Genomic DNA, 24,418 nt, shown 5'->3' with positions numbered 1-24,418 from the left:
AGTAGTCTCTTGGAGAATCTAGTAGGATAAAATCAACGTCATAAATCTAGGAGGTATTATGAAAATCATCATCTTACATGGTCTTTATATGCATGGGCTGGTCATGCAGCCTCTTAGCCAAAAGCTGAGAAAGCTGGGCTACGAGACCCAAGTATTGAGTTACAACACGGTTTCAATTAACGAAGAGTCGCTGTTCGATTCCATCGACAAGGCGCTTAATCCGCTGACGGCAAATGTGTTAGTGGGTCATAGCCTAGGTGGTTTGATGATTAAACGATACCTCGCGAGCAGAAAGCCATCGACAAGTCTGGTGTCCCACGTTGTGGCAATTGGCTCGCCACTGAAAGGCGCATCTATCGTCACTCGCATCCAAGATTTGGGATTCGGTGCGATGCTTGGTAATTCACCGTATCACGGCCTTAACAAGCACGAAGATGTTTGGGCTTTCCCACAAAAGCTCGGCAGCATCGCAGGCACAATGGGCATTGGCGCTAGGCCGATTCTAATGCATAAAGACAACACTATGTCTGATGGCACAGTGACCGTTGATGAAACACGTTTAGAGGGCATGCAAGATCATATAGAGACGAAACAGACGCACACTAGCCTTATCTACAACACCTATGTACCTGCGCAGATTGATCACTTCATCAAAACTGATCACTTCAGCCGATAGCGCACTTTTCCATCAAGTAGTTGCAATCTACTTTTCAAGCCAAGGCGTTCGCAGTACTATCTCTACTCCGACCACTCATTTGAGTGTCGGAGTTTTTACTTCTAACCATATTGGTTGGATTCAATGTTCTCAGGGCGGGGCGAAATTCCCCACCGGCGGTATACTCTTTTGAGTGAGCCCGCGAGCGCTCGATTCGTCGAGGTCAGCAGATCTGGTGAGATGCCAGAGCCGACGGTTATAGTCCGGATGAAAGAGAATAAGAAAACATCAGCGGTTTCCTCAACGTTCTGTGTTGATGAACACTGGTGCACTTCTTTTTGGATCGCATTTTTTATTGCGTGGGTTTGTGCCATCTTACCGTTGGTGGCTCAGTGCATGCGTAAAATGTGACGATCCCTCATACCGCCCTGATTCTGGTGATATTTAGGAGTTAACCATGAATCAGTCATCACTACTTGCCGAATTTGGCGACCCAATTACTCGCGTTGAAAACGCACTTATCGCATTAAAAGAAGGCCGTGGCGTGCTTCTTCTCGACGATGAAGATCGTGAAAACGAAGGCGACATCATTTATTCCGTAGAGCACCTGACTAATGAGCAAATGGCTCTGATGATCCGCGAATGCAGCGGCATTGTTTGTCTGTGTCTGACCGATGCTCAAGCAGACAAATTGGAACTGTCACCAATGGTTGTGAACAACAACAGCGCAAACCAAACGGCTTTCACGGTTTCTATTGAAGCGAAGCAAGGCGTAACAACTGGCGTTTCAGCCGCTGACCGTGTAACAACTATCAAGACAGCAGCGAACCCAAATGCAAAACCAGATGACTTAGCTCGTCCTGGTCATGTATTCCCTCTACGTGCTCGTCCTGGTGGCGTCATGACTCGTCGTGGTCACACAGAAGGCACTATCGATCTGATGCAAATGGCCGGTCTACAGCCTGCAGGTGTGCTATGTGAGGTGACAAACCCAGATGGCACCATGGCAAAAGCACCAGAGATCGTCGCGTTTGGTCGTTTACACAACATGCCAGTGCTGACCATCGAAGACATGGTTGCTTACCGTAACCAATTTGATTTGAAGCTAGCGTAATCAACACGCATTTGCTCTAGTCGAAAGCCGCTGAACTCAGCGGCTTTTTTGATCGATTTGATTCCTTTGCGAGTAGTTATACTTAGTAAAAATAAAAGGAATCAACATCATGAAGGGAATCACTCGCAGCGCACTTACCGCAACACTACTCTCCATCAGCTGTTTGGCTTTTGCATCGAACTGTCCAGATATCTTGCAAGGCAAGCAAAGACTTTTAAATTCAACGGAAGAAATAGAGCTGTGTGACGCCTTCAAAGGCAAAACGCTACTTGTCGTGAACACCGCGAGCCAGTGCGGCTTTACCCCTCAATTCGAGCAATTAGAGCAGTTGCATCAGACTTACAAAGATCAAAACTTCGCCGTTGTGGGCTTTCCTAGTAACGACTTTCGTCAAGACCGTGGCAGTGAAGAAAAAACCGCTAAAATTTGCTATCTCGACTACGGTGTTACCTTCCCTATGATGGCGCGAACCTCTGTTCTTGGCGAGGATGCAAACCCAGTATTCGCCGAGATCAGTACTCAAGCGGGCATTACTCCGAAGTGGAACTTCTACAAGTTCTTGATCAACAAAGAAGGTAAAGTCGTTGCAACCTTCCCAAGTTCAACCTCTCCAACAAGTACTACGCTTACTAACATGATTGAACAGCAACTGTAAGGAAGGCTGCCATGACGACCACACGTACGACAATGCTGCAATTGGGCTATTTAGGACTGCTGCCCTTTCTGTTCAGCTTGGTTCTCATCGTTACAGAAAGGACTTTGTTTAACTTATCAGGGGAGCAGTTTTTTATTGCTTACAGTGCGGTGATTTTGAGTTTTCTTTCCGGGGTACTTTGGGGAAACGCCATTGATCATTTCTACCATCGATTGAGTCGAAATGCCTTAGTGCTAAGTAACTTATTCGTATTGCTTGCTTGGGGAGCGCTGCTACAAGGCAACAAGCATTATGTTATCGCGACTCTGCTATTGGCTGCTGGCTACATCGCCGTTTGGTACGCAGAAAAGCTGATTCGAAGAGTAGAAAAAGAGGCGGAGCCAAAAGGGTATCAGATGATGCGAGGCAAGCTCACGACAGGTGTGGTAGTTATGCATGGGTTGGTTTTAATTGCTTAAACTGGTCTGTCCACCTACCAGATCACAAAATTAACTAAGTTATATAAAACAATGTTCATTTCGTGAAGTGTGCGTAATTTTGAACGCCGTTTTGTTTTAATTATGAATGGATGGTCATATAAGTATCTCAAAAGCATTCACAAAGGATATGAATATGTTTTTTCGTAAACTTCTTTTTAGTACCGCAGTTATCAATGCAACAGCGGGTTGCGTGTCTTATCAAGCACAACAGGCTGCGGTCAATACGGTAAATACCACTGGAGTGGTTCTTAACAACGTAGTGAAAACCACCATCGCTCAGCCTTGTAACGTTGCCGTCACTGTTGCTAGCTTGTTTTATCCAAATGCGATCTTTATGACTGATATGCCAACCGCAGCTTGTACGGCAGTGCTCCGCTAACGCAAAAAGAACATAAAAAATGGCGACCTCATTGGTCGCCATTTTTATTGATGCGATTATAGCGTTAATAAGTAGTTCACTAACGCGTTGTAATCATCGTAGCTGCGGATCTCATTTGGCAACACAATGTACTTGTTGTTCACCACAACACCCGGAACCCCGGTCAGCGTGCTTTGTTTGAATTGTTTATCAAAACCTTTCTGCATAGAATTCACTGCAAAGCTGTTGTACGCCGCATCGAACTTCTTGCCATCGACGCCATTATCGACGAACAGTTGCTTAAGCTCTGCTTCGTTTTGAGGCGCTTGACGCTTCTGATGGATTTGCGCAAACATCGCCGGCACCATCTTATCCTCAACACCTAGTGACACCATTGTTGCGTAAGACTTCGCCATTGGAACTGCCATATCACCGCCCATAAATGCGACATGCACCTTCTCAAAGCTAGCGTCTTTCGGTAACGCTGGTTTCAAGTTGTCGATGACAGATTCAAATTTGTAACAGTGTGGGCAATAGAAAGAGAAGAACTCAGTGACTGTCGGTGTTTTTGCTTTCTCTACATCCAAGATTTTGTAGTGTTTACCCGCTTCAAATTGCGCCGCGTGAGCAGTGAATGCCAGTAGTAGAGTGCTGCAAAGAGCAAATAGCTTTTTCATGTTTGATTCCTTTGGGCACAAGTGTGCCGTATTCATGTGTTAATGTTTAAAAGCCCAGCAGTGCTGGTTTGTGATGAATAAAGGAATCAAACAATAGGAGGACGGTAAGGCTTATAAATCACTGTCACTGCTTTTGGGGTGAGTGATTTATCAATCAATGCAAGACTATGCGGTAATAAAATCACATCATCTTGCAAGAGGTTAGTTGGTATTTTGACGATACAAGAAGAGCTACAGCTGGTGTGTACTTGCTGCCCTTTCTCCATCAGATGATCACCATGGTGTGATTCAATACAGTCCGTATTGTCCACGCCCATTTTTTGATGAAGCTCAGCCGTTCTATCGTTATTCGAACTCACTTCGATTGGCGCTGTGGCTGCACGCACACTAGACGCTACGCCCGTTAGCAACATGGCTAATAGACAGAGCATTGTCGTCATAAATGTACGGTTAAAACTCAGCATATAACTTCTTCAAAATACGGTGAATCTTCATCATACAGAATCCTTCTTTTCATACAAGCCAATCACTTAATGCTAGGTTCACAAACAAGACGATTCTGACACTCGATACCGACTGCAATGCCGATAACACTTGAAATCACTATGAAACCTGAGTAATAGTTAGATCAGTTTTTGTACAAACAAGGAAAGATTAATGCTTAAAAAGAGATTCTTTAAAACAAAAGATGAAGTCGAAGTCACGTTCGAGCTAGACAAAAACCAGTGGGAGTCGATTCAAATTGCAGGCGATTTCAACAACTGGCAACCAGAACCAATGAAGCTCGTGAAGAAAAGTGGCCAGTTTAAGTTTAAGACGCGCTTACCGAAGGAACAGAATATCCAGTTCCGTTACCTATTCAACGAAGCCGAGTGGGAAAACGACCCACAAGCAGACTCATACGTGCCAAATGGCTTTGGTAGTGATAACAGCGTTGTATGCACGCAAGAGCAAATCGCTTAAGCACCGAATTCAGAAACAAAGGCGCACCGAGTGCGCCTTTTTTTATTGTCTAATTTTCATTGGGTTATTACTTATTGTTGCTATATAACAACAGTGTTTTAACTGAAGTGATATATATCAACAAAAGCCATTTCCTTAATATATCCACATCGCAGCGAAACAGGTGTTCTTTACTAAAAGCTGCTCTCAAACGAAAGCAATTCTTAAAAAATTAAGGAAACAAAAGATGAAAAAACTGATTGTAATCACAGGTGCAAGTTCTGGTATTGGTGAAGCTATCGCACGCCGTCTAAGCGATGAAGGTCACCCACTTCTTCTTCTTGCTCGTCGTGTAGAGCGCTTAGAAGCACTAAACCTGCCAAACACGCTATGTGAAAAAGTAGACATTACTGAAAAAGCTTCATTTGAAGCGGCAATTGCTAAAGCAGAAGAGAAATTTGGCCCTGCTGACGCATTAGTAAACAACGCCGGCGTAATGCTACTTGGTCAAATTGACACACAAGATGCATCAGAGTGGAAACGTATGTTCGACGTGAACGTACTTGGTTTGCTAAACGGCATGCAGTCTGTGCTTGCACCAATGAAAGCACGTAACAGCGGTACTATCATCAACATCAGCTCAATCGCAGGTAAAAAGACGTTCCCAGATCATGCGGCTTACTGTGGTACTAAATTCGCAGTTCACGCAATTTCTGAAAACGTTCGTGAAGAAGTGGCTGCATCAAACGTTCGCGTAACAACAATCGCACCAGGCGCTGTAGAAACTGAACTGCTTTCTCACACAACATCACAAGAAATCAAAGATGGTTACGGTGCGTGGAAAGAAGATATGGGAGGCGTGCTAGCTGCTGATGACATCGCACGTGCAGTTGTATTTGCTTACCAGCAACCACAAAACGTTTGTATCCGTGAAATCGCTCTAGCACCAACTAAGCAACAACCTTAATCTCTGCGATTCTAAGACGAAGAAATTCAAAAAGCGGCTCAATGCCGCTTTTTCTCTTTATGTAATCAACATTCTTCGGTAAATGAGTCGATCGTCACGCTACCACCCGAGACCGCATCTTTGTAATAAACATAGCACTTCTTGTACCACACCTTATCTTTAGTAAAGCCAATAAATGCTTCCCTACCCGCCGCATTGCTGCCTTTATTTGTAATGTAAACGTGCTCAGCATCGATATTAAAGCTGCGCAATATATTGTCTCTATGTGCAGTGGGGTATCCGTTACAGGTATAAATGTCATCGATGTAGGTATAACACTGACTTTCAATGCCTTGGGTCAGTGCTTTGGTGAACACAATGTCCGAGCCAGTTTTCATTACGGCTTCGATCTCTCTTAGTTTCGCCGCTCGTCCATCACTAAAGAAGCTTAAAATTCGAGGAGCTGCGGTAACAGACACAAGCGCTAATACCACGACGACAATAACGAGCTCTAATAAAGTAAAGCCTTTAGTTCTCCTCACAATCCACCTCTTTACAAATTCAAGCAAGCCACCAAACTAATAAGGAAAATTATTTCACAATCCAATGCTCGCCATGTAAGCGTTTGTAAGGTGAACAGAGTAAAGCTAGAGAAGTGATAGCTCTTGCTCTCATACCTTCAATTCAATCACTCTCGTCTATAAATCCCCTCTGACTCTTTACGTTTATTGAAATCCCTGACAAATTTGTTTAAGTTTCAGGGATAATTCCTACAAGATGCATCACTGCTATGAACGTACAAGACACTAAGCAATCACTTATCATCGTGGAAGACGATCCCAAACTGCAGGCTATGCTAAGCGAATACTTTGAAGGACAAGGCTTTGAAGTTAGCTGCATAGACAACGGAACGGACGCTCCGGATGCGATTCTTGAAAGCCAGCCAGATCTCGTTCTTTTAGATTTGATGTTGCCGGGGCAAGATGGATTAAGTGTTTGCCGTCAGATCCGTGAATGTTACAAAGGCAAAGTGCTGATGCTTACTGCCAGTGATGATGATTTTGACCATGTTGCTGCGCTTGAAATTGGTGCCGATGATTTTGTTACCAAACCGATTAAACCTCGCGTGTTACTCGCTCGTATTCGAATGCTATTACGCCGTAAAGAAGCATCAACAACAGATTCAGACACGTGTTTAGAAGTTGGCGTCCTGTGCCTTAATCGCCTGCGTAAAACATGCGCTCTAAACCAAGAACCCATTCCTCTCACCGACGGTGAATTTGATCTCCTTTGGGTACTCGCAAACCATCCTGAACAAACCCTTTCTCGCGAGTGGCTCACCAAAACATTACGTGGCATCGAATACGACGGCACCGACCGCACCATTGATAACCGTGTCGTAACGCTGCGTAAAAAACTAGGCGACAGCACCACACCACCACAGAAAATCATTACTGTGCGCGGTAAAGGTTACTTGTTTATGCCTGATGCTTGGAACGCGTAATGAAGCGCATTTATCTGGAAAGCTTTTTAGGTCTGATCATTTTATTTGTAGCCAGTCTTGTTGGCTATGAAGTCATTGTTTATCAAGTCAATACGGACTACGACTACCTACTCGAAGAGCATGAAGCTCAAGCTTTCCATGAGCTGATTTATCCGGTGTATCAAGAGAAAGGTGAAGATTACACCGTTCAGCAGTTAGAGAAATTCGCAACATCGAGTCACATGTTGTTAATTGCTCAGGAAATGACGAGTCTTCCTCCTGAGATACAACAAGCATTCGATGAAGATCCATCTGTGAATACGGCTTTTGATGATGAGCGAGACTTGTGGTTTCGTTTTGAACCCGGTTCGCCTATTTTCAAGTTAAGCCAAAACCCCAACAGCCCTATCATTCAAGCCATCAACTTTGATGACAACATCATTTGGCTGTTTTTTCTTGCCGGATTTGCGCTTTACTGTGTCTTGCTGATTTGGTTCTTAAGCCGACGCGTTCGCGCTTTAGAAAAGGTTACCGTTGATTTTGCCTCTGGTGATCTTAACGCCAGAGCGGATACCTCCAGCGCCAAATCCGTTGGAACTTTGAACAGAAGCTTCAACCATATGGCAGACAAGGTATCTCGACTCATCACCACCAATAAAATGCTCACCAATGCAGTAGCGCATGAGCTTCGTACTCCAATTTTTCGTCTTCAATGGCAAGCCGATCTGCTGGCCGACGCGGCTTTAAATAAACAACAACAGAAGTACGTCGACAGCATCGTAGAAGATATCGACGACATGGAAAATATGGTGGAAGAGCTGCTCTACTACGCCAAAATGGAGCGACCAAATGCCGAGATTCAAACTTCCTCTGTCGCCCTATCAAGCTTTGCCCAATCGTTTTTACCCAAGTGGCAACGTGACACCCAACTTTCTATCTTGATTGACGACACGAGCTCACAACAGGCAATCATTGACGCCGACCCAAAACTGCTAAAACGCGCCTTAGATAACCTACTTCGCAATGCGATGCGTTACGCACAAACCCAAATCGTGCTAGAGATTATGGAGACACCGGAGAAATCTTGTATTCGTGTGCATGACGATGGCTGTGGTGTGGAAGAGAAAGATTGGCCTCATCTGTTTGATGCGTTTTACAGTGCTGATAAATCACGTAACAAGAGCACTAGCGGGTTCGGTTTAGGGCTTGCCATCGTCAAACAGATCGTTGAATTGCAGAACGGCGAAGTCTATGTCTCACACAGTCCGCACGGCGGTGCGTGTTTTACTATCTGCTTTCCCAAGTAAATTCATAAACTTATCAATACTCCCTTAAACGCCATTACAAAAGGCGACACTTCAATACAATTGGCCGACAGAGCACCACAATAAAACAGTGTACATTTAATCCATAAATTCACAGCAATAATGGATCAACGCAATGTATAAACCTCTTCTTCTCGTCACCCTTTCTTCCACACTTGCTGCTTGTGCTTACAACCAAGAACCTGTTGTCGATATGACCAATGTTGACCAAGCCCAATACGAACAAGACTTCACGTATTGCCAAGGTTACGCTGAAAAAGTGGATAAAGGCGAAGCTGCTAAAACTGAAGCACAAAATGGTGCCGTTACAGGAGCGTTGGTCGGTGCCGTTGCAGGTGCATTAGAAAATGGCATTGGCGGCGCTGCTGTGGGCGCGGTGGCAGGCACTGCTGTTGGTGCAGGAGCTGGGGCTGTTGGTGGTGCTAACGACTCGACCAAAACGCAATCCTTAGTTCTGCGTAAATGCCTAGCGAACAAAGGCTATACCGTATACGACCTTGATTCATAACGTATAAATTCGCATCAATTACACAAAATTTTGTGTTGAGCGACGTTAATTTCACAAATGTTTCACGCTCGACCTATTAGTTTCATGTTTTCCAATTCGATGCACTTCTGTCATCAGGGGAGGCTTTATCCCTCAAAGCGCCCCCTCTTTTTTAGGGCTTAGCAGTTAAAAGGCCACATTTTGAAACTAGGTAAAACAGGCATTCGCCGGATATTGGACGCAACCGGCTATTCACTTCAAGGATTGAAAGCAGCGTGGACTCATGAAGCCGCTTTCAGACAAGAACTGGTACTTACACTTGTCCTTTCTGTTTGCGCATTCTTGCTTCCTGTCACCACCTTAGAACGCATCATGATGATCAGCAGCCTTCTGTTGGTCGTGATTGTTGAATTGATTAATTCCGCCATCGAAGCGGTTGTCGATCGTGTCAGCGATGACTGGCATGAACTCAGTGGAAGAGCCAAAGACATTGGCTCCGCAGCAGTATTTGTTGCACTTTTTCTCGCCCTATTTGTTTGGGCGTCGATTTTACTTTAGTCACATCGAAGCACGTCAATTATGAAGACAATTGAACTCCCAACTAAAGGTATCTCCTACATTACCTTTACGCTTTTATTAGCCTTATATTTCGCACTTGTAGTCAATATCCCCATCTACAAAGAGTTGATTCATATCTTTGCGGATCTCGATCAGGTAAAGGTCGGTTTCATCATTACGATTCCAATCTTCTTTTTTGCGGCGTTGAATTTCCTATTTAACCTATTCAGTTGGCCTTGGATCAGCAAACCTTTCTTCATCTTATTGCTGATCACATCGAGCATGGTGAGTTACGCAAGCTACAACTACGGCACCTTGTTCGATACGGACATGATCACCAACATCGTTGAGACAGATACCAGTGAAGCCAGCTCATACTTGAGTGCCTACTCACTTATCTGGACACTATTGATGGGTGTTCTCCCTGCCCTAATCGTCTTCAAGATTAAGTTTAAGCCCCTTGAAGGCAAATGGCTTCGCTTCACGTTGACCAAAATCGTTTCAATGCTGGCTTCGTTGGCTGTTATCGCCGTGATTGCAGGCATGTATTACCAAGACTATGCGTCAGTTGGTCGCAACAACAGTTACCTAAAGAAAGTCATCATTCCGACTCAATACGTGTACGCGATCTCTAGCTATGTAAAAGAAAACTACTTAACCACGCCAGAACCCTACCGTGAGATTGGTACGGATGCGAAACAATCCCAACTTGCACTAGAGCAAGCAAAAGAGAAGCCGACGCTACTTGTCTTTGTATTAGGTGAAACAGCACGAACTCAGAATTATCAAATTAATGGCTATGAACGAGAGACTAACCCATACACCAGTAAGTTAGATGTCATCTCGTTCCAAGACGTTTCTTCCTGTGGTACCGCTACGGCGGTCTCTGTGCCTTGTATGTTCTCTCAATTACCACGCCACGACTTTGATCGCAGTAAAGCTGACAACCAAGATAACGCATTGGACATCATGCAGCGCGCTGGCATTGATTTGATGTGGAAAGACAACGACGGCGGCGACAAGGGTGTTGCTCATAAGATCAATAAGATGGATGTCGCACGCGGCAAACAAAACACGCTTTGCAACGGTAATACCTGCTACGACATGGCGCTGCTAGACAATTTGGACGACCAAATCGCGAGCATGAAAGGTAACCGAGTTATTGCGCTTCACCTGATTGGCAGCCATGGTCCGACATACTTCCAGCGCTACCCGAAAGACAAAGCATTTTTCCAACCAGACTGCCCTCGCGCAGATATTGAAAACTGCAGTGTGGAGCAAATTGTGAACTCTTACGACAACACGATCCGCTACACAGACTTCGTGTTGGATCAAACCATTGCGAAACTGAAAACGTTGGAAGATAAATACAACACGGCGATGATCTACGTCTCTGATCACGGCGAGTCTCTGGGCGAAAACGGGTTGTTCTTACATGGCATGCCTTATGGTTTAGCACCGGATTTCCAAAAGCGTGTTCCTATGATGCTTTGGATGTCACCAGGCTTTAAACAAGCAAAACACGTCAACACCGATTGCTTGGCACAAGAAGCGCAGCAAACCGCAACGCACTCACACGATAATGTATTCCACTCATTGTTGGGCATTATGGATGTGGAAACCAATGCCTACGACGGCGCTTTAGATATCTTTAAGACTTGTCGTCAAAGCTAATAATCATATTCATAACCAAAAGGAGGGGGATATTTACCCTCTCCTACTTCGAACCATAAGCATTCAAATCAACCTCTATGGCTAGGTGGAAAATTTCATGCAATACTAGGTTCTATAATGAAAAAACAAACACTCATCGCAATCTCAATCACAACCGCCGTTCTTTCAGGTTGTGGTACTGACAATCAACCATCGCTCACCCCAGACCCGATTCAAGCCGTTCATGTTCAAACCGTTAATCTTGTCGATTTTGGGAAAAATCAATATTCCGATGTGCAGTTGAAAGCTTACGAGAATGGAAAAGAGCAGCTCATGCACTCTGACATCATTCAATATGGTGCTTCCTCATCAAGCCTTTTGATTGCTCAACAGAAAAGCCACACCATTCCTTATACCTTCAAACTTTTTGATACCAACTCACAAAATGAGTTAGCCCAAAAGAAACTCACTTTAAACTCGGGTGACCACAAGATCGTGTTCGCTTTCGGTGACGTAGATAAGGGCTATTACGAACTGTCGGTTCAAAACAAACCTAATATTTCTAGTGCCTCCTCAGACGAAGTTCCAATTTATATTTTAGATTCAAGCGACGTGACAAAGGGTTCCCAAACAAGCGTCACGGTCGAAGGGCAAACGATCGATAACCTTCAGAGTAAGACACTCTCTAGAGCCTTAAATGTACCCAAAAACCAGCAAGAGATGACGGCAACATTTACTCACAATGGCGTCAGTAAGACTTGTAAATTTAGCACCAAAGACACTCCTCAAATGGTTATTCTTGGCCCTTACAACCGATGCTATGGTTTGAGCTTCCTAACATCGTTTGCGGATTAATACGTTACCTGCATATTAAGAAGATACCTGCGTATTACGGTACGCAGGGTTCATTCATTAATACAGAATTATCGATAACCTGCTCATAAACGAGGAGCCAAATTCAAGTTATACTCTTTTCCTGCAAATAGAACGTCGAAAGAAGAACTCAAAATGAAAATTGGCATCATTGGCTTGGGCGACATTGCTCAAAAAGCTTACCTTCCTGTTATCACTCAACTTCCAAATGTTGAGTTGGTATTTTGTACCCGCAATGCAAACGCACTCAACGCGCTCGCTCAACAGTATCGAATCACAGAAACCTGCCAAGACTATCAGCAATTGGTTGGCATGGGCGTAGATGCAGTCATGATTCACGCCGCTACTAGCGTTCACTCTCAAATCGCGTCTTTCTTTTTAGAACAAGGCATCCCGACATTCGTTGATAAGCCTTTGGCAGACAGCGCTGCTGAAGTAGAAAAGCTATATGAACTGGCAGAACGCGTGAAACAGCCTCTGTATGTTGGCTTCAATCGCCGTCATATTCCGCTCTACAATCAACATATGCCGAGCATACAAAAAGGCGAACTTTCAGGCTTGAAATCTCTGCGTTGGGAGAAGAACCGTCATCAGCTACCCGGAGATATCCGTACCTTCATTTTTGATGATTTTATCCACCCTCTTGATAGCGTGAACATCACGGCCAGAGCAGATCTGAAAGATGCTTACATTACACATCAAATGGATGGTGACCAACTGACTCGTTTGGATATCCAATGGCAGCATGGTGAGACACTGCTTCACGCATCCATGAACCGCCATTTTGGGATCACCACAGAGCGTGTCCAAGCGTGTTATTCAAACAAAGCAATGGAGTTTGATTCGTTTGTTGAAGGGAAACTGTGGCAAGACAATCAAGAGCAGAAGTTGAGCTTAAAAGATTGGACGCCAATGCTGGCCAGTAAAGGCTTCCACTCTATGCTGTTGGATTGGTTTGAAGTCATCCAGTCAGGCAAAATCGCTTCTGAAATCGTAGCGCGTAATATCGCTAGCCACCAACTTGCCGAAGCGATTTGTCAGCACATTGAACAGTCAGTGCGTCGATAATTAAGCACTAAAACGAGCGCGGAACGCTTTGGGAGCCAATCCCATTGTTTTGATGAACACTTTGCGAAACGCGCTCGCGTCTTGATACCCAACTTGATAAGCGATGACTTCAAAAGCTAAGTTGCTCGACTCTAATAAATCACACGCCTTTTGCACACGAAGATGCTGCAAATACTGATTCAAGTTCAAACCTGTCGCTTTTTGAAAACGCCTTTGAAGCGTGCGTTCAGTTAAACAACTGATCTCCGATAGAGCTTGGTTTGAAATCACATGTGAGAAATGATCGGCCATGTAGTGCTGAGCACTAAGAACGGCACTATCACCATGTTGAAAGTTAGGCGTGAATTGCTGATAGAAACGTTGCTCTCTGGCACCAGTATCGACCACCAGCATCTTTCCCAACAAACGCATCACTGCAGATGTACTTAGCAGAGAAACCAACTCCAACCCCAAATCAAGCCAAGACATCATACCACCAGCGGTAATGATGCTGCCCTCGTTGATAAGGATGGACTCAGGCTTAAGCGTCACGTTAGGAAACCTATCTCGGAATAACCCTGACAAGCCCCAGTGTGTTGTGCACGCTTTGTTGTTCAACAAACCAGCTTGAGCGAGAACAAAAGCCCCGGCACATGCAGACGTAACAACCGCTCCTGCTTTGTGTTGCTCAAACAGCCAAGACGTTAACGCCTCACTTGGCGAAAGGTAATATTGCTCCGCACCGCTTGGCGGCAGTATGACGACCGTGAACTCATCGGCTCGAATAACGCCTTCTTTCCAATCAATGATGTCTGCATGAAAGCGGCATTCAACATCCAGCTCAATCGAAGCGCGGTTTGCCATCTCAAACAGTTCCTGCAAGCCATAGACTGACGCTTTTGAAGCCCCCGGATAGTTCACAATAGCAATGTTTATCTTGTTCATTCCAATTGTCGTTTTTGACCTATTTTTTGTCATTTTAGACACTGAGCAAGATAAAAGAAAGTACGCATAATAGCTCCCATACCAAAGCAACACATTCACTGAAAACAAAAGGAAAACACCATGAGCCAAGCAGCACTTCTTGTTATCGATCTACAAAACGACTACTTCCCTAACGGTAAATTCCCTCTATGGAATACAGAAGCAACACTAAACAACATCAAGAGCGCCATTGCTAAAGCGAATGAGAAAAATATTCCTGTCATTCATATTCAGCACATCGCCGACCCAGCAATGGGCATTGCGCCTTTTTTTAATGAAGGTTCTGAAGGCGCAGACATTCACCCTGAGATCTTCGCGCTAGCACCAAATGCCGATGTGGTTATCAAACACTTCGCGGACGGCTTTGAACAAACAAACCTTGAAGAAGTACTGCAAAAACATGGGGTAACAGAGCTATTAGTAACTGGCATGATGACGCAAAACTGTGTCACTCATACTGCGATTTCTAAAGCGGCAGAAAAATACGACGTATCAATTCTTATGGACTGCTGCACAACGGTCGATGAAATGATCCACAACATCGCACTGCACGCTGTATCAACTCGCGTCCCACTAGTAACGGCAGAACAAAAACTGTAAGCCTGCGAGCATCCACTATACTGTCTAAATTAGAATGGCCCGATGCGCCACGCGTCGGGTCCTGTTGGTTGGCACTGACTCTCATTAACTCTATAGGGACAGCACAATGAAGTGGATGTCAGTTTTATCAATTATCACCTTATCGAGCGCACTCACCGGCTGCGGAGGGAGCGACTCCTCAGATCCAGAGATTGCGGTAAGAGCTCTCAACTTTCAGACCGTTAACTTCGTCAACCAAAACCCGAGCGGTGTTTCAGATATCAGTGTTCAAGCCAATTACGGCAGCCTGCAAGAAGATATTTATTCCAACCTGCCACTTTATGGTGCGACAGAAACAGGCTTGCTGTTGATTCAAGAAAACGCCAGTACTTTTGATATCACGTTTAATTTGATTGAAACTAATAGCCAGCAAACCTTAGTCAGTGAGACACGTTCAATTGCTGTCTCTAATCCTCAAGTGATCTTTGCTTTTGGTGACGCTAACACAGGTTTTTATGACCTCGTCTTCCAAGACAAGCCCGACACGAGCAGTACAACCAATACTCAAGTCTCTGTATTCGTTGTGGATGCTAGCCAACTCCAAGGCGGTATCAACAGTGATGTTTGGGTGGATGGGTCCCAACGGATCTTTAATCTGAGCAAAAGAACCTTGTCGAGCCAGATCATCGTAGGTGCGAATACCGCAAATGTTCCGATTGAAATCAGAGAAACAGGCACTACAACGGTGATAGACACGTGCAGTATTTCTACCGAAACCAGAGCCATCATGGTGATATTGGATCCATTGGGCAACTGTCGAGTGCTGTCTGTTTTAGACTCTGTTTTTTAAACCATTTGTTGGTATTTTGGACACTCAATAAGGTATGCATAAAACGCATACCTTACTTCACTTTTTATCATTTGTGTCATCACAGACTTATCTCTACACTTCGCGCTCTTTTTTCTACTTGAGCGCACAATGCATGCTTTTTTCTCAAACCATTTTCGCTCAGGTGCTGAGAATGTCCGTCATGTTGGGCCTGTCGTTAATCATCGTCCATAACTCACCTAAGTTATTGGAAATATTGGCAGAACAAGCCATCAACAGCGGTTGCCATCAAACCACTGGCGACGGCGAACACCAGGATCACTCTCATCACCACCATCACCATTAATAAGAGCAAATTATGAGTATTTTCCGATTTCCAATTCTTGTTTGGCTTGGAATAGGGATTTTGATTATCTGTCTAGGGATCAGACAATCGTTCGGCATTTTCATGATGCCAATTTCAGACCACTTCCAAACGGGCCGCGAGTTCTTTAGCTTTGCTATTGCCTTGCAAAACCTGTTGTTTGGTGTGTTCCAACCATTCGTTGGTATGGCGTCAGACCGTTGGGGCGCGAAGCGTATAATCATTTTAGGTGCCATTTCTTACGCTTTGGGTCTTTACCTGACTTCTATCGCAGTTGAGCCAACCATGATGTATTTGTCGCTGGGTGTTCTAGTTGGCTTCGGCTTAAGCGCGACCAGTTACGTGATCGTGCTAGGCGCAGTGGCAAAAGTTGTCCCTGCCCAACACGCAGCAAAAGCATTTGGTTTGACAACTGCTGCGGGCTCATTCGGCATGTTTGCGATGATCCCCGGCGCACAAGCGTTATTAAGTGACTTTGGTTGGCAAGGTGCACTTCAGGTGTTTGCCGTATTGTGTAGCTTTATGGTGATGTTTGCGTTGTTCATGAGAACGGCAAAACCACAAACCAACAACGCAGCAAATGCTCAAGAAGATACACAAACTTTGAAAGAAGCGTTAAAAGAAGCTTTCGCACACAAAGGTTACTGGTTGATCCACGCTGGCTTCTTCGTGTGTGGCTTCCATGTCATGTTTATCGCCACTCATTTACCAAGTTATTTGGCGGATAAAGATTTACCGGCTTCAACAGCAGCAATGGCACTGGCGTATGTTGGCATCTTCAACATCTTTGGCTCTTACTTTTGGGGCGTGATGGCTGATCGCTTTAACAAGCGTCACGTTATGTCTGCACTGTACTTAATGCGCACGGTGGTGATCGGTGCTTTTGTGACTTTACCTGTCACCGAACACACCGCTGCCATTTTTGGCGGTGCTATCGGCTTCTGTTGGTTAGGCACGGTGCCACTGACTTCCGGCTTGGTCCGCCAGATTTTTGGTGCTCGTTACCTTTCTACATTGTACGGCTTGGTGTTCTTCACTCACCAAGTAGGCAGCTTCTTGGGAGCTTGGGTTGGTGGCCGCATTTACGATTACTACGGCTCTTACGATCCAATCTGGTGGTCAACAGTCGTATTGGCATTTATCGCGGCTCTTATTCACCTGCCGATCAATGACAAACCGGTACCACGTTTGAACTTGGCAACCGCGTAATCAAAGAAGGCTCTTAACGTTATCGTTGGAAGCCTTTTCTCTTTTCTCCCCGCAACACGCTTTTTGTTTTCCCTCAATCGAATAGGCATTCTCATCAATGATTGCTTATTTAAGATAAAGTGCGTCCATTCATCCTCTGTTAAGATTCGTGTGACATACTTAACACAACGCTATAAATCAAAAAGGGTTTTAAATGAGAACACTCGGCAACATCATCTGGTTTGTATTCGGTGGCGTATTCATGGGTTTGCTATGGTGGTTCTTCGGACTACTGGCTTTCATTAGCATCATCGGCATTCCATGGGGACGCGCTTGTTTTGTGATGGGTAACTTCTCGTTCTTCCCATTCGGCAAAGAAGCGGTTTCACGAGATGAACTGACCAATGAAATGGATATCGGTACTAGCCCGCTTGGCGTGATTGGTAACGTGATTTGGTTTGTATTTGCAGGTATTTGGTTGGCAATCGGTCATATACTTTCTGCCGTAGCATGCTTCGTAACCATCATTGGTATTCCGTTCGCACTTCAACACCTGAAACTGGCGGTTATCTCTCTGGCTCCGATAGGTAAAACAGTCGTGACAACAGAAGAAGCGGCAATGGCTCGCTACAACATCAACCGTTAATTTTGTCGCCCTCTGAGCATCCTGCTTAGAGGGTTATTCCTGTTAAAAGTAAGCCCATAATTGCCACTGCATACTCAAGAATAATGGATTGAAAGTTCATACTCCCACCTTAGTTAAAAGTTAAAATTAATACCTAGTTCTACGCTGTTCTCTTCACTTATTTTGGTCGAGCCCGGTGAAACTCGATGCTCACCAAATGTGTACTTCACATAAGGCTCTATCCATTTCGGTTTTAAAGTAATACGCACTTCGTGATTGGTTCGATGACCACCCTCTGTGAGTTTTTTATCGTAGTTATAAGAATAACCAAGCCGGATAAAATCAATCGGTGTATAGCTTGCACCAACGGTGTTTTTCCACTCCCTTTCTGTTTTTTCCAATGATGGGAATGACTTACCAATTGAGCTGGTTCTCCACTCATGAGAGCTGTTGGCGAAAACCATCCAATCATCCCCTAACGCGGTGCCGGTAAACACGCCCGCATCATAAACGTCGAACAGATCTGCGCGGCCATAGCTCACAAATGCTTCTGTGTAGAATTGCCCGAGCATCACGCCATATCCTGTCCCCAATTCTAAATACCCCGTAGAATCGACCTCAGCAGAAATGTTCCACTCTTCGGTTGCTTGTAAGTACCCTGAAGCAGTCACAATCCATTCATCATCTGTATTGGACACATCTAAACCAAACTCTGGCATTTTGTAGTCAGCAGAAAAACACGGCACGGCAAACAGCGCGCAAAGCAGCGTCAGAGATTTATTCATTGGAATACCTATCAGAAAGACTTGAAAAGAAAAAAGGAGCCACTTAAATCAAGCGGCTCCTTGCTACTTACCCTTATGCGATTTGGTTTACGAGCGCTCAACGCGGTCGCGAATCGCTCTTTTTATTTCCTGACGTTGCTCTTGTGATAGGGATTGAACCTTTTGTTTCAATTCTGCGCGCTGTTCTTGAGTAAGCTCTCCACTAGGCAGCGTTACCGGACCTTCAATAGGGTTGACTGGCGTAACATCTTCAATTGGGTGAACGGGACCAATTTCAATTGGTCGCATCGGCACGCCCTCGATCGGGTGTGATACATCTGGACGCTCAATAATCGCGGCAAATAAGCGACCATCTTCATTGCGCACTACAAATTGAGTACCACTGTCTAAAGTGATAACGAAGTTGTCGCCGTCTTGCTCAACCGAACCAATCGTGTTGCCTTCAGGATCTTTTACCGTTCCGCTTTCAACCGTGTAATGGTTCTCTTCGTCGTTGATAACAATATGCACATTGCCATCATTATCTTTGCTTACGATAGCCACGTTATCATTGTCACCAACGATCATCGCGGCACCGCCTAAGTCAACAATGTCACCATATGTTGGAATCACGCCAGCGTCATAATCTGGGTCAGAAACGATTGGATTCTCAGGGTTCGCAGCGCCTTTCTCATTTACAATCAGACGACCATCTTCAACAGAAAGGTGCACATAACCTGCTGGGCCAACAAACATAAGCTGGTTATCAACCACTTCAATCACACCGACTACTTCGTGGTCTTTGTTCATTACCTCAGTGCCGTTGGTGTAGTAAAGCTCACCACCAACATTGAATACCGTGTTCCCTTCTGCGCCTTGGATTGCAACCGTGTTGTACTCACCTTCATCGCCTTGAATAACCATGCCGTCAAAGTTTTCACCGTTGAAAACCTCCACACTCGCTACCCCATTTGGCGTTTCAGTGTCAGAATCCGAACCCGATGAAGAACAGCCAGCTAGAAACGTCGCCGCGATGATTGCACTCAGTAATTTAACTTTCATGATTTACTCTCTTAATTTGTCGAAACTCAGGGATGCCTCTTGCAAGAAAAGTGGACTCCCTGCCCGATGAAGAGAAGTATATTGAGCAGTGTTTTATTGCTCTAATCGCTAAAAAGAAACCCGCACTTAACGGCGGGTTATTAATAAACAAAGGTAGAGAGCTTGATAACCAAGGGTTATTATTGCTGTTGCGAGCGCTCTAGGTGTTTGGTTATGACGTCCGTGATGATGCTACGTAGCCAATGAACCATTTCATTACGACGATTCTTATGGTGATAGTAAGCGTGCAAGCAAGGCTCAATCACGATACCGTCGAACTCGATATCCAATCTTCTCAATTGAGAGATCTTATCGACGTTGACCGTTTTTGAAGCGGGAAAAACCATGTCCGAGTTTGCCACCACGTCGATGATGGCCGACGGCAATTCAGATCGAAACGCGATTTTTGGCTCTACGCCTTTGATTTTCATTATCTTCTCAGAAAACGACACGCTGGAGTTCCAATCGGCCGCAATCACGGTCGCAAACTCCAAATCCCTGCAATCCGAGATTTGTAGTCGGTCACCGGGAAACGGATGATCTTTTCGCACGTATGCACAGAAGGTGTCTTTGACGATCATTTTCGTCAGTAGCTCTTTTGGAGCGTGGTTGATTTCGTAGTTCACACCAAGCGTAACATCGTCTTTGATGATCTCATCCATGGTGGAGCGAGACCAATTCAGCAAGTGGATCTGGACGTTTGGTGCTGCTTGTCGAATCGCCTGACAGATTTCACTGGCGTAAGAACTCAAGATAAAAGGCGCTAGCGCGATCTTGATGGTCCCGTTCATTTCTAATGGGTTAAATGCTTTAGAACCATTGAGCGTGATAGAGATTTCATCCAGTAACGGGGCGAGATTTTCCGCTAAATCGGTCGCATACTCCGTCGCTCGCAACCCGTGATGGGTTTTCACAAACAGCTCATCTTCAAAATGATCACGCAGCCGCTGCAATGCCTTACTCACGGCGGGTTGAGAAACAAACAAGCGCTCTGCCGCTCGGCGCATATTGCGCTCTTGATGCAAAATAATGAATGTTCGGAGCAAATTCAGGTCGAGGTTTGAGAAGAGATCTTTGGCCATATTCCACGTCGATAATAACTTGAGGTTATTATTCAGCATAAGAACAGATTTGCGTACTTTCCAATCTCAAAGCATGAATTCTTTGCGCTCGCTACGCTTCTATGACGGAAAAATAACAATGGCTGCGATCAAGTTGGCGTTTATAAAATTCCAATGCGCCGTTCCGATGAACACCCTATTCTCAGTAAACGTTAATCTGCGGCATTCTTCGCTTATCACATTCCTCAAACTTATCATTTCACATCGCTTTGAAATAAGTCGTTTGCTCATCCCTGCATCAACTCGGATGCGGGCTTCTAGATAACTTCTTTGATGCAGGTGTGAGGATATCCAGTGTTCGTTTTTATGCGTTGATTCTCAAAAAATAGAGTAAAAAACCTAGTACATTAAACGAGATAACCCACACCAAATTTGTAGATTGAGAACTTCCGTTAAGTGCATCCATCTTTCCCTAATAAAGGAGCTGCTCAAGCGTTTATTAAGGAAGAGCAAAAGCAGTGCCCTGTGAAGGTTTTCTATATTTCATTGGAAGTGATTTTAACTTTCCAATGTTCAATCACTAAAGTAGATAGGATAAGGTTTATGGGTTACAGTTTCTTACAACAATCAAAGTCTTTCATTCTTATACCAAAAATGGTTTAGACGCATAGCAAGGATTCCTATGATAAATAAAAAAGTATTGATTCTCTTTGCGCATCCTTCCCAGCATCGCTCAGAGGTGAATGCTCCCCTTTTTAAAGCAGCTAATACGATTGAAGGTGTCACTTGTGTCGATCTCTATGCCGAGTACCCGCACTTCAATATCAATATTGACCGAGAACAACAGCGTTTACGCGATCACGATGTGGTGATTTTTCAGTTTCCGCTGTACTGGTACTCCACACCAGCCATTCTAAAAGAGTGGCAAGATCTGGTTTTAGAATACGGCTTTGCTTATGGCTCGGAAGGTATAGAGCTTCATGGCAAAACCATGCTTTGTGTCTTATCCGCAGGTGGTAAAGAAGAGGCCTATAAAGCCGAAGGCTACAACCACTTCACCATCCGTGAGCTATTAGCTCCTATCGAGCAAATGTCGGCACTGACTGGGATGAATTACATCGCTCCACTTGCGTTGTTTGGTTCCCGTACCGCCCAAGAAGAAGATCGAATTCCACAGCATGTTGAACGCTACAAAACGCTGCTCAATGCACTCGTCAATGACACACTTGATCTTGAAGCAGCGGCATCGCTCATCAAACTCAACAGTGCATTACCACAACTGATTAAGGAAGCATCATGACAGGGATATTCTTACAAGCCTTTGTTTACCTTATTGCCGCTGTCGTCGCCGTTCCTTTAGCAAAACGTCTAGGCTTAGGCTCGGTATTAGGTTACTTGATTGCGGGTGTGGTCATTGGTCCAATTATCGGCCTCGTAGGTGAAGAAACCACTACAATTCAACACTTTGCTGAATTTGGTGTGGTTATGATGTTGTTCCTCGTTGGTTTGGAACTTGAGCCTAAGATGCTGTGGGCAATGCGTAACCGCTTAATGGGCTTAGGTGGCTTACAAGTTGGTGGTACTGCCGCACTGATCATGGCGATTGCCCTGTATTTTGGCCAATCTTGGACCATAGCATTAGCGATCGGTTTGATCTTCGCGCTTTCCTCCACCGCGATTGTTCTGCAAACCTTTAGCGAGAAAGGACTGACCAAAACAGAAGGTGGTCAGAACGCGTTCTCTGTGCTGCTTTTCCAAGATATCGCCGTAATTCCAATGTTGGCATTTATTCCGCTGTTGGCACTGCCAGAGTTGGTAGAACAAGCGCAATCGGCAGCGCAAGCAGCTGCAGAACACCATGAGGAACTTAGCCTAGTTGCCGGACTTCCTGGCTGGGCTTACGGTCTCGTGATTACGGCTTCTATTGCTATCGTCGTTGTTGGCGGACATTTCCTAAGTCGTCCACTGTTCCGCTACGTAGCAAGCTCTGGTCTGCGTGAAATTTTTACTGCAACGGCATTGATGCTGGTGATCGGCATTGCAGCTTTAATGAGCCTAGTGGGTCTGTCCCCTGCGCTGGGTACGTTCTTAGCAGGCGTAGTACTGGCGAACAGTGAGTTCCGCCATGAGTTAGAGTCAAACATCGAACCGTTTAAAGGCTTGCTGCTTGGCTTGTTCTTTATCACAGTAGGTGCTGGCATCGATTTTTCAGTGCTGTTCAGCGATTTTGGTTTGATCATCGGTCTAACGCTTGGCGTGATGATTCTGAAAGCAGCGATTCTATTCGCACTTGCGTTCATCTTCCGTATCAAAGGCAGTAACCGTTGGTTGTTTACTTTGAGCTTGGCGCAAGCGGGTGAATTCGGCTTTGTGCTATTGAGCTTCTCGGTACAAAACCACGTAATCCCATTCGAGCTTTCACAAACGCTGGCATTGGTTGTTGCGATCTCTATGTTCCTAACGCCTGGTCTATTTATTCTATTTGATAAGGTGATTCTTCCTCGCTTTGAAAGTGAATCAAATGAGCGCGAAAGTGACACCATTGAAGAACAAGGTACCGTCATCATTGCAGGTATTGGTCGCTTTGGTCAGATCGTAAACCGCTTATTGGTATCTAATGGCGTGGAAACGGTTGTACTAGACCACCAAGCAAGCCAGATTGATAACATGCGCCAAATCGGTACTCGCGCTTACTTTGGTGATGCGACTCGACCAGACATGCTACACACAGCAGGTATTGAGCATGCCTCTGCACTTGTCGTCGCGATAGATAATCAAGAATCGAGCGTTGAGTTGGTTAAGTACGTAAAACACACCTATCCAAACGTGACAGTGATTGCGCGTGCATTTGACCGCGGGCATGGCTACCTACTACGCCAAGCTGGCGCAGATATCATCGAATCAGAAACTTACCATTCTGCATTGGAGATTGGTGGTCACGCAATGAAAGCCATTGGTATTCATCCGTTCTTCACTGAGCAACAAAAATCGACTTATCGCCGCGTTGAAGATCGCAAATCCAACATGCTTTATGAAGCGTGGGTCGATGACTCAGAGGGTGAACGTTACGACAACAACTTCCGTCAGCTATTTATTCATCTTGAAGAAAAAATGGCAGAAGAGATGCAAAAAGATCGTCACGACAAGCTCTCCCGTTCTGAACGTGGTTGGACACCGCCACCAAAAGGCTATGCCGACGACTTCAGCGAAGAAAACGTCCAAGAGCTGCATCCACCAAAAGAAGACGCTCAATAAACGCGAAAACCTCCCACTGGGAGGTTTTTTATTGCCGGTGAAAAAGCAGAGCTACATGAGATCACTCATCAATGTCTCATACTCTTCATTCGCTTCATCCACTAAATGCGACAGTTCTAATGCGTCGGTTTTCGCTAGGTTGAACTGCCACGGAACGGTGTCTTCTTTCCCGCAAATACGCGTTTGAGCGCCACTACTTTCAAAAGAAAGATCATCAAACTCGGTGGTGTGGTGCTCTTGAAGCTCGACAATTTCAACTTCCAATTTACCGACGGGATTGACTTCAACATGGGCGTGTAAATCTGGGCTATTCGATAAACAATACTCTCGATGAACTGCAATCATGGCTGCCTCCTTGGTCTGCCAACTGACAACTCATCAAACAGTGTAGACGAGGCATTTTGAACGTGGGGTGA

Annotated in this window: 29 protein-coding genes and 1 riboswitch; of the genes, 21 read left to right on the top strand and 8 right to left on the bottom strand. The window is 45.0% G+C overall.

The features are described 5' to 3' along the window. Positions 1–58: 58 nt before the first annotated feature. The 5 genes from ATB78_RS08195 to ATB78_RS08175 all read left to right on the top strand — a co-directional run bounded on the left by ATB78_RS08195 (position 59) and on the right by ATB78_RS08175 (position 3,282). Positions 59–676: a cobinamide adenolsyltransferase gene (locus tag ATB78_RS08195; RefSeq protein ID WP_061008355.1), complete on the top strand. Its 618-nt coding sequence runs from the start codon at positions 59–61 to the stop codon at positions 674–676. Between the two features lie 121 nt (positions 677–797). Continuing rightward, positions 798–938: riboswitch (FMN riboswitch) on the top strand. Positions 939–1,112: 174 nt separating this feature from the next. Further along, positions 1,113–1,769: a 3,4-dihydroxy-2-butanone-4-phosphate synthase gene (gene ribB, locus ATB78_RS08190; RefSeq protein ID WP_061008354.1), complete on the top strand. Its 657-nt coding sequence runs from the start codon at positions 1,113–1,115 to the stop codon at positions 1,767–1,769. A gap of 109 nt (positions 1,770–1,878) precedes the next feature. Continuing rightward, positions 1,879–2,424 carry a glutathione peroxidase gene (locus ATB78_RS08185; protein WP_061008353.1) on the top strand — a complete coding sequence of 182 codons (546 nt, stop codon included), beginning with the start codon at positions 1,879–1,881 and terminating at the stop codon, positions 2,422–2,424. 11 nt (positions 2,425–2,435) lie between these two features. Then, positions 2,436–2,882: a DUF3429 domain-containing protein gene (locus ATB78_RS08180; RefSeq protein ID WP_061008352.1), complete on the top strand. Its 447-nt coding sequence runs from the start codon at positions 2,436–2,438 to the stop codon at positions 2,880–2,882. Between the two features lie 154 nt (positions 2,883–3,036). Beyond that, a complete protein-coding gene (locus tag ATB78_RS08175) occupies positions 3,037–3,282 on the top strand; it encodes a hypothetical protein (RefSeq protein ID WP_005433479.1) in 246 nt (81 codons plus the stop codon). 56 nt (positions 3,283–3,338) lie between these two features. Here ATB78_RS08175 and ATB78_RS08170 read toward each other — a convergent pair whose 3' ends face one another. Then, positions 3,339–3,938, bottom strand: a complete 600-nt coding sequence (locus tag ATB78_RS08170; protein WP_041053586.1) for a thiol:disulfide interchange protein DsbA/DsbL — start codon at positions 3,936–3,938, stop codon at positions 3,339–3,341. Between the two features lie 86 nt (positions 3,939–4,024). After that, positions 4,025–4,402: a hypothetical protein gene (locus ATB78_RS08165; protein ID WP_061008351.1), complete on the bottom strand. Its 378-nt coding sequence runs from the start codon at positions 4,400–4,402 to the stop codon at positions 4,025–4,027. Positions 4,403–4,595: 193 nt separating this feature from the next. Here ATB78_RS08165 and ATB78_RS08160 point away from each other — a divergent pair, with 193 nt between their 5' ends. Further along, positions 4,596–4,901, top strand: a complete 306-nt coding sequence (locus tag ATB78_RS08160; RefSeq protein ID WP_061008350.1) for an isoamylase early set domain-containing protein — start codon at positions 4,596–4,598, stop codon at positions 4,899–4,901. A 226-nt stretch (positions 4,902–5,127) separates the two neighbouring features. Next, on the top strand, positions 5,128–5,847 hold the full coding sequence (locus ATB78_RS08155; protein ID WP_061008349.1) for an SDR family oxidoreductase: 720 nt from the start codon (positions 5,128–5,130) through the stop codon (positions 5,845–5,847). A 65-nt stretch (positions 5,848–5,912) separates the two neighbouring features. Here ATB78_RS08155 and ATB78_RS08150 read toward each other — a convergent pair whose 3' ends face one another. After that, complete coding sequence (locus ATB78_RS08150; RefSeq protein WP_061008348.1) at positions 5,913–6,368, bottom strand: prepilin-type N-terminal cleavage/methylation domain-containing protein; 456 nt, start codon at positions 6,366–6,368, stop codon at positions 5,913–5,915. Between the two features lie 248 nt (positions 6,369–6,616). Between ATB78_RS08150 and ATB78_RS08145 the strand changes: the two genes are divergently transcribed. The 7 genes from ATB78_RS08145 (at position 6,617) to ATB78_RS08115 (ending at position 13,273) form a co-directional block, all read left to right on the top strand. Continuing rightward, entirely contained in the window at positions 6,617–7,330 is a 714-nt protein-coding gene (locus ATB78_RS08145) for a response regulator transcription factor (RefSeq protein WP_061008347.1), read from the top strand. Further along, positions 7,330–8,616, top strand: a complete 1,287-nt coding sequence (locus ATB78_RS08140) for an ATP-binding protein (protein ID WP_061008346.1) — start codon at positions 7,330–7,332, stop codon at positions 8,614–8,616. The genes ATB78_RS08145 and ATB78_RS08140 overlap by 1 nt, the downstream gene beginning before the upstream one ends. Positions 8,617–8,749: 133 nt before the next feature. Continuing rightward, a complete protein-coding gene (locus tag ATB78_RS08135) occupies positions 8,750–9,142 on the top strand; it encodes a glycine zipper family protein (RefSeq protein WP_020194094.1) in 393 nt (130 codons plus the stop codon). A 180-nt stretch (positions 9,143–9,322) separates the two neighbouring features. Then, positions 9,323–9,679: a diacylglycerol kinase gene (locus ATB78_RS08130; RefSeq protein ID WP_061008345.1), complete on the top strand. Its 357-nt coding sequence runs from the start codon at positions 9,323–9,325 to the stop codon at positions 9,677–9,679. 21 nt (positions 9,680–9,700) lie between these two features. After that, positions 9,701–11,353, top strand: coding sequence for a phosphoethanolamine--lipid A transferase (locus tag ATB78_RS08125; protein ID WP_061008344.1), 1,653 nt, complete (start codon positions 9,701–9,703; stop codon positions 11,351–11,353). Between the two features lie 117 nt (positions 11,354–11,470). After that, entirely contained in the window at positions 11,471–12,187 is a 717-nt protein-coding gene (locus ATB78_RS08120; RefSeq protein ID WP_061008343.1) for a hypothetical protein, read from the top strand. A gap of 153 nt (positions 12,188–12,340) precedes the next feature. Beyond that, on the top strand, positions 12,341–13,273 hold the full coding sequence (locus ATB78_RS08115) for a Gfo/Idh/MocA family oxidoreductase (protein WP_061008342.1): 933 nt from the start codon (positions 12,341–12,343) through the stop codon (positions 13,271–13,273). Here the strand turns inward: ATB78_RS08115 and ATB78_RS08110 are convergent, their stop codons facing one another. Beyond that, complete coding sequence (locus ATB78_RS08110) at positions 13,274–14,197, bottom strand: helix-turn-helix domain-containing protein (RefSeq protein ID WP_061008341.1); 924 nt, start codon at positions 14,195–14,197, stop codon at positions 13,274–13,276. A gap of 120 nt (positions 14,198–14,317) precedes the next feature. Here ATB78_RS08110 and ATB78_RS08105 point away from each other — a divergent pair, with 120 nt between their 5' ends. The 5 genes from ATB78_RS08105 (at position 14,318) to ATB78_RS08090 (ending at position 17,842) form a co-directional block, all read left to right on the top strand. Continuing rightward, a complete protein-coding gene (locus ATB78_RS08105; protein WP_061008340.1) occupies positions 14,318–14,836 on the top strand; it encodes a cysteine hydrolase family protein in 519 nt (172 codons plus the stop codon). Positions 14,837–14,942: 106 nt separating this feature from the next. After that, entirely contained in the window at positions 14,943–15,665 is a 723-nt protein-coding gene (locus ATB78_RS08100; protein ID WP_061008339.1) for a hypothetical protein, read from the top strand. Positions 15,666–15,837: 172 nt separating this feature from the next. Beyond that, the gene (locus ATB78_RS29365) at positions 15,838–15,990 is read left to right on the top strand and encodes a hypothetical protein (RefSeq protein ID WP_005535284.1); all 153 of its coding nucleotides are present in this window, start codon (positions 15,838–15,840) and stop codon (positions 15,988–15,990) included. A 12-nt stretch (positions 15,991–16,002) separates the two neighbouring features. Further along, positions 16,003–17,217 carry an MFS transporter gene (locus tag ATB78_RS08095; RefSeq protein WP_061008338.1) on the top strand — a complete coding sequence of 405 codons (1,215 nt, stop codon included), beginning with the start codon at positions 16,003–16,005 and terminating at the stop codon, positions 17,215–17,217. A 193-nt stretch (positions 17,218–17,410) separates the two neighbouring features. Further along, positions 17,411–17,842, top strand: a complete 432-nt coding sequence (locus ATB78_RS08090; RefSeq protein ID WP_009704819.1) for a YccF domain-containing protein — start codon at positions 17,411–17,413, stop codon at positions 17,840–17,842. A 113-nt stretch (positions 17,843–17,955) separates the two neighbouring features. Here the strand turns inward: ATB78_RS08090 and ATB78_RS08085 are convergent, their stop codons facing one another. From ATB78_RS08085 to ATB78_RS08075, 3 genes are all read right to left on the bottom strand, one after another. Beyond that, positions 17,956–18,606 (bottom strand): hypothetical protein, encoded by a 651-nt coding sequence (locus tag ATB78_RS08085; protein ID WP_041053622.1) that lies wholly within the window; start codon positions 18,604–18,606, stop codon positions 17,956–17,958. A gap of 87 nt (positions 18,607–18,693) precedes the next feature. After that, entirely contained in the window at positions 18,694–19,647 is a 954-nt protein-coding gene (locus ATB78_RS08080) for a hypothetical protein (RefSeq protein WP_061008337.1), read from the bottom strand. Between the two features lie 179 nt (positions 19,648–19,826). After that, the gene (locus tag ATB78_RS08075) at positions 19,827–20,768 is read right to left on the bottom strand and encodes a LysR family transcriptional regulator (RefSeq protein ID WP_061008336.1); all 942 of its coding nucleotides are present in this window, start codon (positions 20,766–20,768) and stop codon (positions 19,827–19,829) included. 661 nt (positions 20,769–21,429) lie between these two features. Here ATB78_RS08075 and ATB78_RS08070 point away from each other — a divergent pair. Together ATB78_RS08070 and ATB78_RS08065 are read left to right on the top strand one after the other, a co-directional pair. Further along, positions 21,430–22,047: an NAD(P)H-dependent oxidoreductase gene (locus tag ATB78_RS08070; RefSeq protein ID WP_061008335.1), complete on the top strand. Its 618-nt coding sequence runs from the start codon at positions 21,430–21,432 to the stop codon at positions 22,045–22,047. Further along, a complete protein-coding gene (locus tag ATB78_RS08065) occupies positions 22,044–24,002 on the top strand; it encodes a monovalent cation:proton antiporter-2 (CPA2) family protein (RefSeq protein WP_038877719.1) in 1,959 nt (652 codons plus the stop codon). Before ATB78_RS08070 ends, ATB78_RS08065 begins: the two co-directional genes overlap by 4 nt. 51 nt (positions 24,003–24,053) lie before the next feature. Here ATB78_RS08065 and ATB78_RS08060 read toward each other — a convergent pair whose 3' ends face one another. After that, on the bottom strand, positions 24,054–24,347 hold the full coding sequence (locus tag ATB78_RS08060; protein ID WP_061008334.1) for a hypothetical protein: 294 nt from the start codon (positions 24,345–24,347) through the stop codon (positions 24,054–24,056). Between the last annotated feature and the right edge of the window lie 71 nt (positions 24,348–24,418).

Source organism: Vibrio sp. CUB2, assembly GCF_001557945.1.
Classification (GTDB): Bacteria; Pseudomonadota; Gammaproteobacteria; order Enterobacterales; family Vibrionaceae; genus Vibrio; species Vibrio owensii.
The sequence above is the reverse complement of the archived record's forward strand: the minus strand, read 5'-3'. Positions and strand labels throughout refer to the sequence as shown.

Excerpts from the sequence above, each read along its gene's own strand:
- ATB78_RS08195 (WP_061008355.1), top strand. The coding sequence starts at position 59 with ATGAAAATCATCATCTTACATGGTCTTTATATGCATGGGCTGGTCATG.
- ribB (WP_061008354.1), top strand. The coding sequence starts at position 1,113 with ATGAATCAGTCATCACTACTTGCCGAATTTGGCGACCCAATTACTCGC.
- ATB78_RS08185 (WP_061008353.1), top strand. The coding sequence starts at position 1,879 with ATGAAGGGAATCACTCGCAGCGCACTTACCGCAACACTACTCTCCATC.
- ATB78_RS08180 (WP_061008352.1), top strand. The coding sequence starts at position 2,436 with ATGACGACCACACGTACGACAATGCTGCAATTGGGCTATTTAGGACTG.
- ATB78_RS08175 (WP_005433479.1), top strand. The coding sequence starts at position 3,037 with ATGTTTTTTCGTAAACTTCTTTTTAGTACCGCAGTTATCAATGCAACA.
- ATB78_RS08170 (WP_041053586.1), bottom strand. The coding sequence starts at position 3,938 with ATGAAAAAGCTATTTGCTCTTTGCAGCACTCTACTACTGGCATTCACT.
- ATB78_RS08165 (WP_061008351.1), bottom strand. The coding sequence starts at position 4,402 with ATGCTGAGTTTTAACCGTACATTTATGACGACAATGCTCTGTCTATTA.
- ATB78_RS08160 (WP_061008350.1), top strand. The coding sequence starts at position 4,596 with ATGCTTAAAAAGAGATTCTTTAAAACAAAAGATGAAGTCGAAGTCACG.
- ATB78_RS08155 (WP_061008349.1), top strand. The coding sequence starts at position 5,128 with ATGAAAAAACTGATTGTAATCACAGGTGCAAGTTCTGGTATTGGTGAA.
- ATB78_RS08145 (WP_061008347.1), top strand. The coding sequence starts at position 6,617 with ATGAACGTACAAGACACTAAGCAATCACTTATCATCGTGGAAGACGAT.
- ATB78_RS08140 (WP_061008346.1), top strand. The coding sequence starts at position 7,330 with ATGAAGCGCATTTATCTGGAAAGCTTTTTAGGTCTGATCATTTTATTT.
- ATB78_RS08135 (WP_020194094.1), top strand. The coding sequence starts at position 8,750 with ATGTATAAACCTCTTCTTCTCGTCACCCTTTCTTCCACACTTGCTGCT.
- ATB78_RS08125 (WP_061008344.1), top strand. The coding sequence starts at position 9,701 with ATGAAGACAATTGAACTCCCAACTAAAGGTATCTCCTACATTACCTTT.
- ATB78_RS08120 (WP_061008343.1), top strand. The coding sequence starts at position 11,471 with ATGAAAAAACAAACACTCATCGCAATCTCAATCACAACCGCCGTTCTT.
- ATB78_RS08115 (WP_061008342.1), top strand. The coding sequence starts at position 12,341 with ATGAAAATTGGCATCATTGGCTTGGGCGACATTGCTCAAAAAGCTTAC.
- ATB78_RS08110 (WP_061008341.1), bottom strand. The coding sequence starts at position 14,197 with ATGAACAAGATAAACATTGCTATTGTGAACTATCCGGGGGCTTCAAAA.
- ATB78_RS08105 (WP_061008340.1), top strand. The coding sequence starts at position 14,318 with ATGAGCCAAGCAGCACTTCTTGTTATCGATCTACAAAACGACTACTTC.
- ATB78_RS08100 (WP_061008339.1), top strand. The coding sequence starts at position 14,943 with ATGAAGTGGATGTCAGTTTTATCAATTATCACCTTATCGAGCGCACTC.
- ATB78_RS29365 (WP_005535284.1), top strand. The coding sequence starts at position 15,838 with ATGTCCGTCATGTTGGGCCTGTCGTTAATCATCGTCCATAACTCACCT.
- ATB78_RS08095 (WP_061008338.1), top strand. The coding sequence starts at position 16,003 with ATGAGTATTTTCCGATTTCCAATTCTTGTTTGGCTTGGAATAGGGATT.
- ATB78_RS08090 (WP_009704819.1), top strand. The coding sequence starts at position 17,411 with ATGAGAACACTCGGCAACATCATCTGGTTTGTATTCGGTGGCGTATTC.
- ATB78_RS08085 (WP_041053622.1), bottom strand. The coding sequence starts at position 18,606 with ATGAATAAATCTCTGACGCTGCTTTGCGCGCTGTTTGCCGTGCCGTGT.
- ATB78_RS08080 (WP_061008337.1), bottom strand. The coding sequence starts at position 19,647 with ATGAAAGTTAAATTACTGAGTGCAATCATCGCGGCGACGTTTCTAGCT.
- ATB78_RS08075 (WP_061008336.1), bottom strand. The coding sequence starts at position 20,768 with ATGGCCAAAGATCTCTTCTCAAACCTCGACCTGAATTTGCTCCGAACA.
- ATB78_RS08070 (WP_061008335.1), top strand. The coding sequence starts at position 21,430 with ATGATAAATAAAAAAGTATTGATTCTCTTTGCGCATCCTTCCCAGCAT.
- ATB78_RS08065 (WP_038877719.1), top strand. The coding sequence starts at position 22,044 with ATGACAGGGATATTCTTACAAGCCTTTGTTTACCTTATTGCCGCTGTC.
- ATB78_RS08060 (WP_061008334.1), bottom strand. The coding sequence starts at position 24,347 with ATGATTGCAGTTCATCGAGAGTATTGTTTATCGAATAGCCCAGATTTA.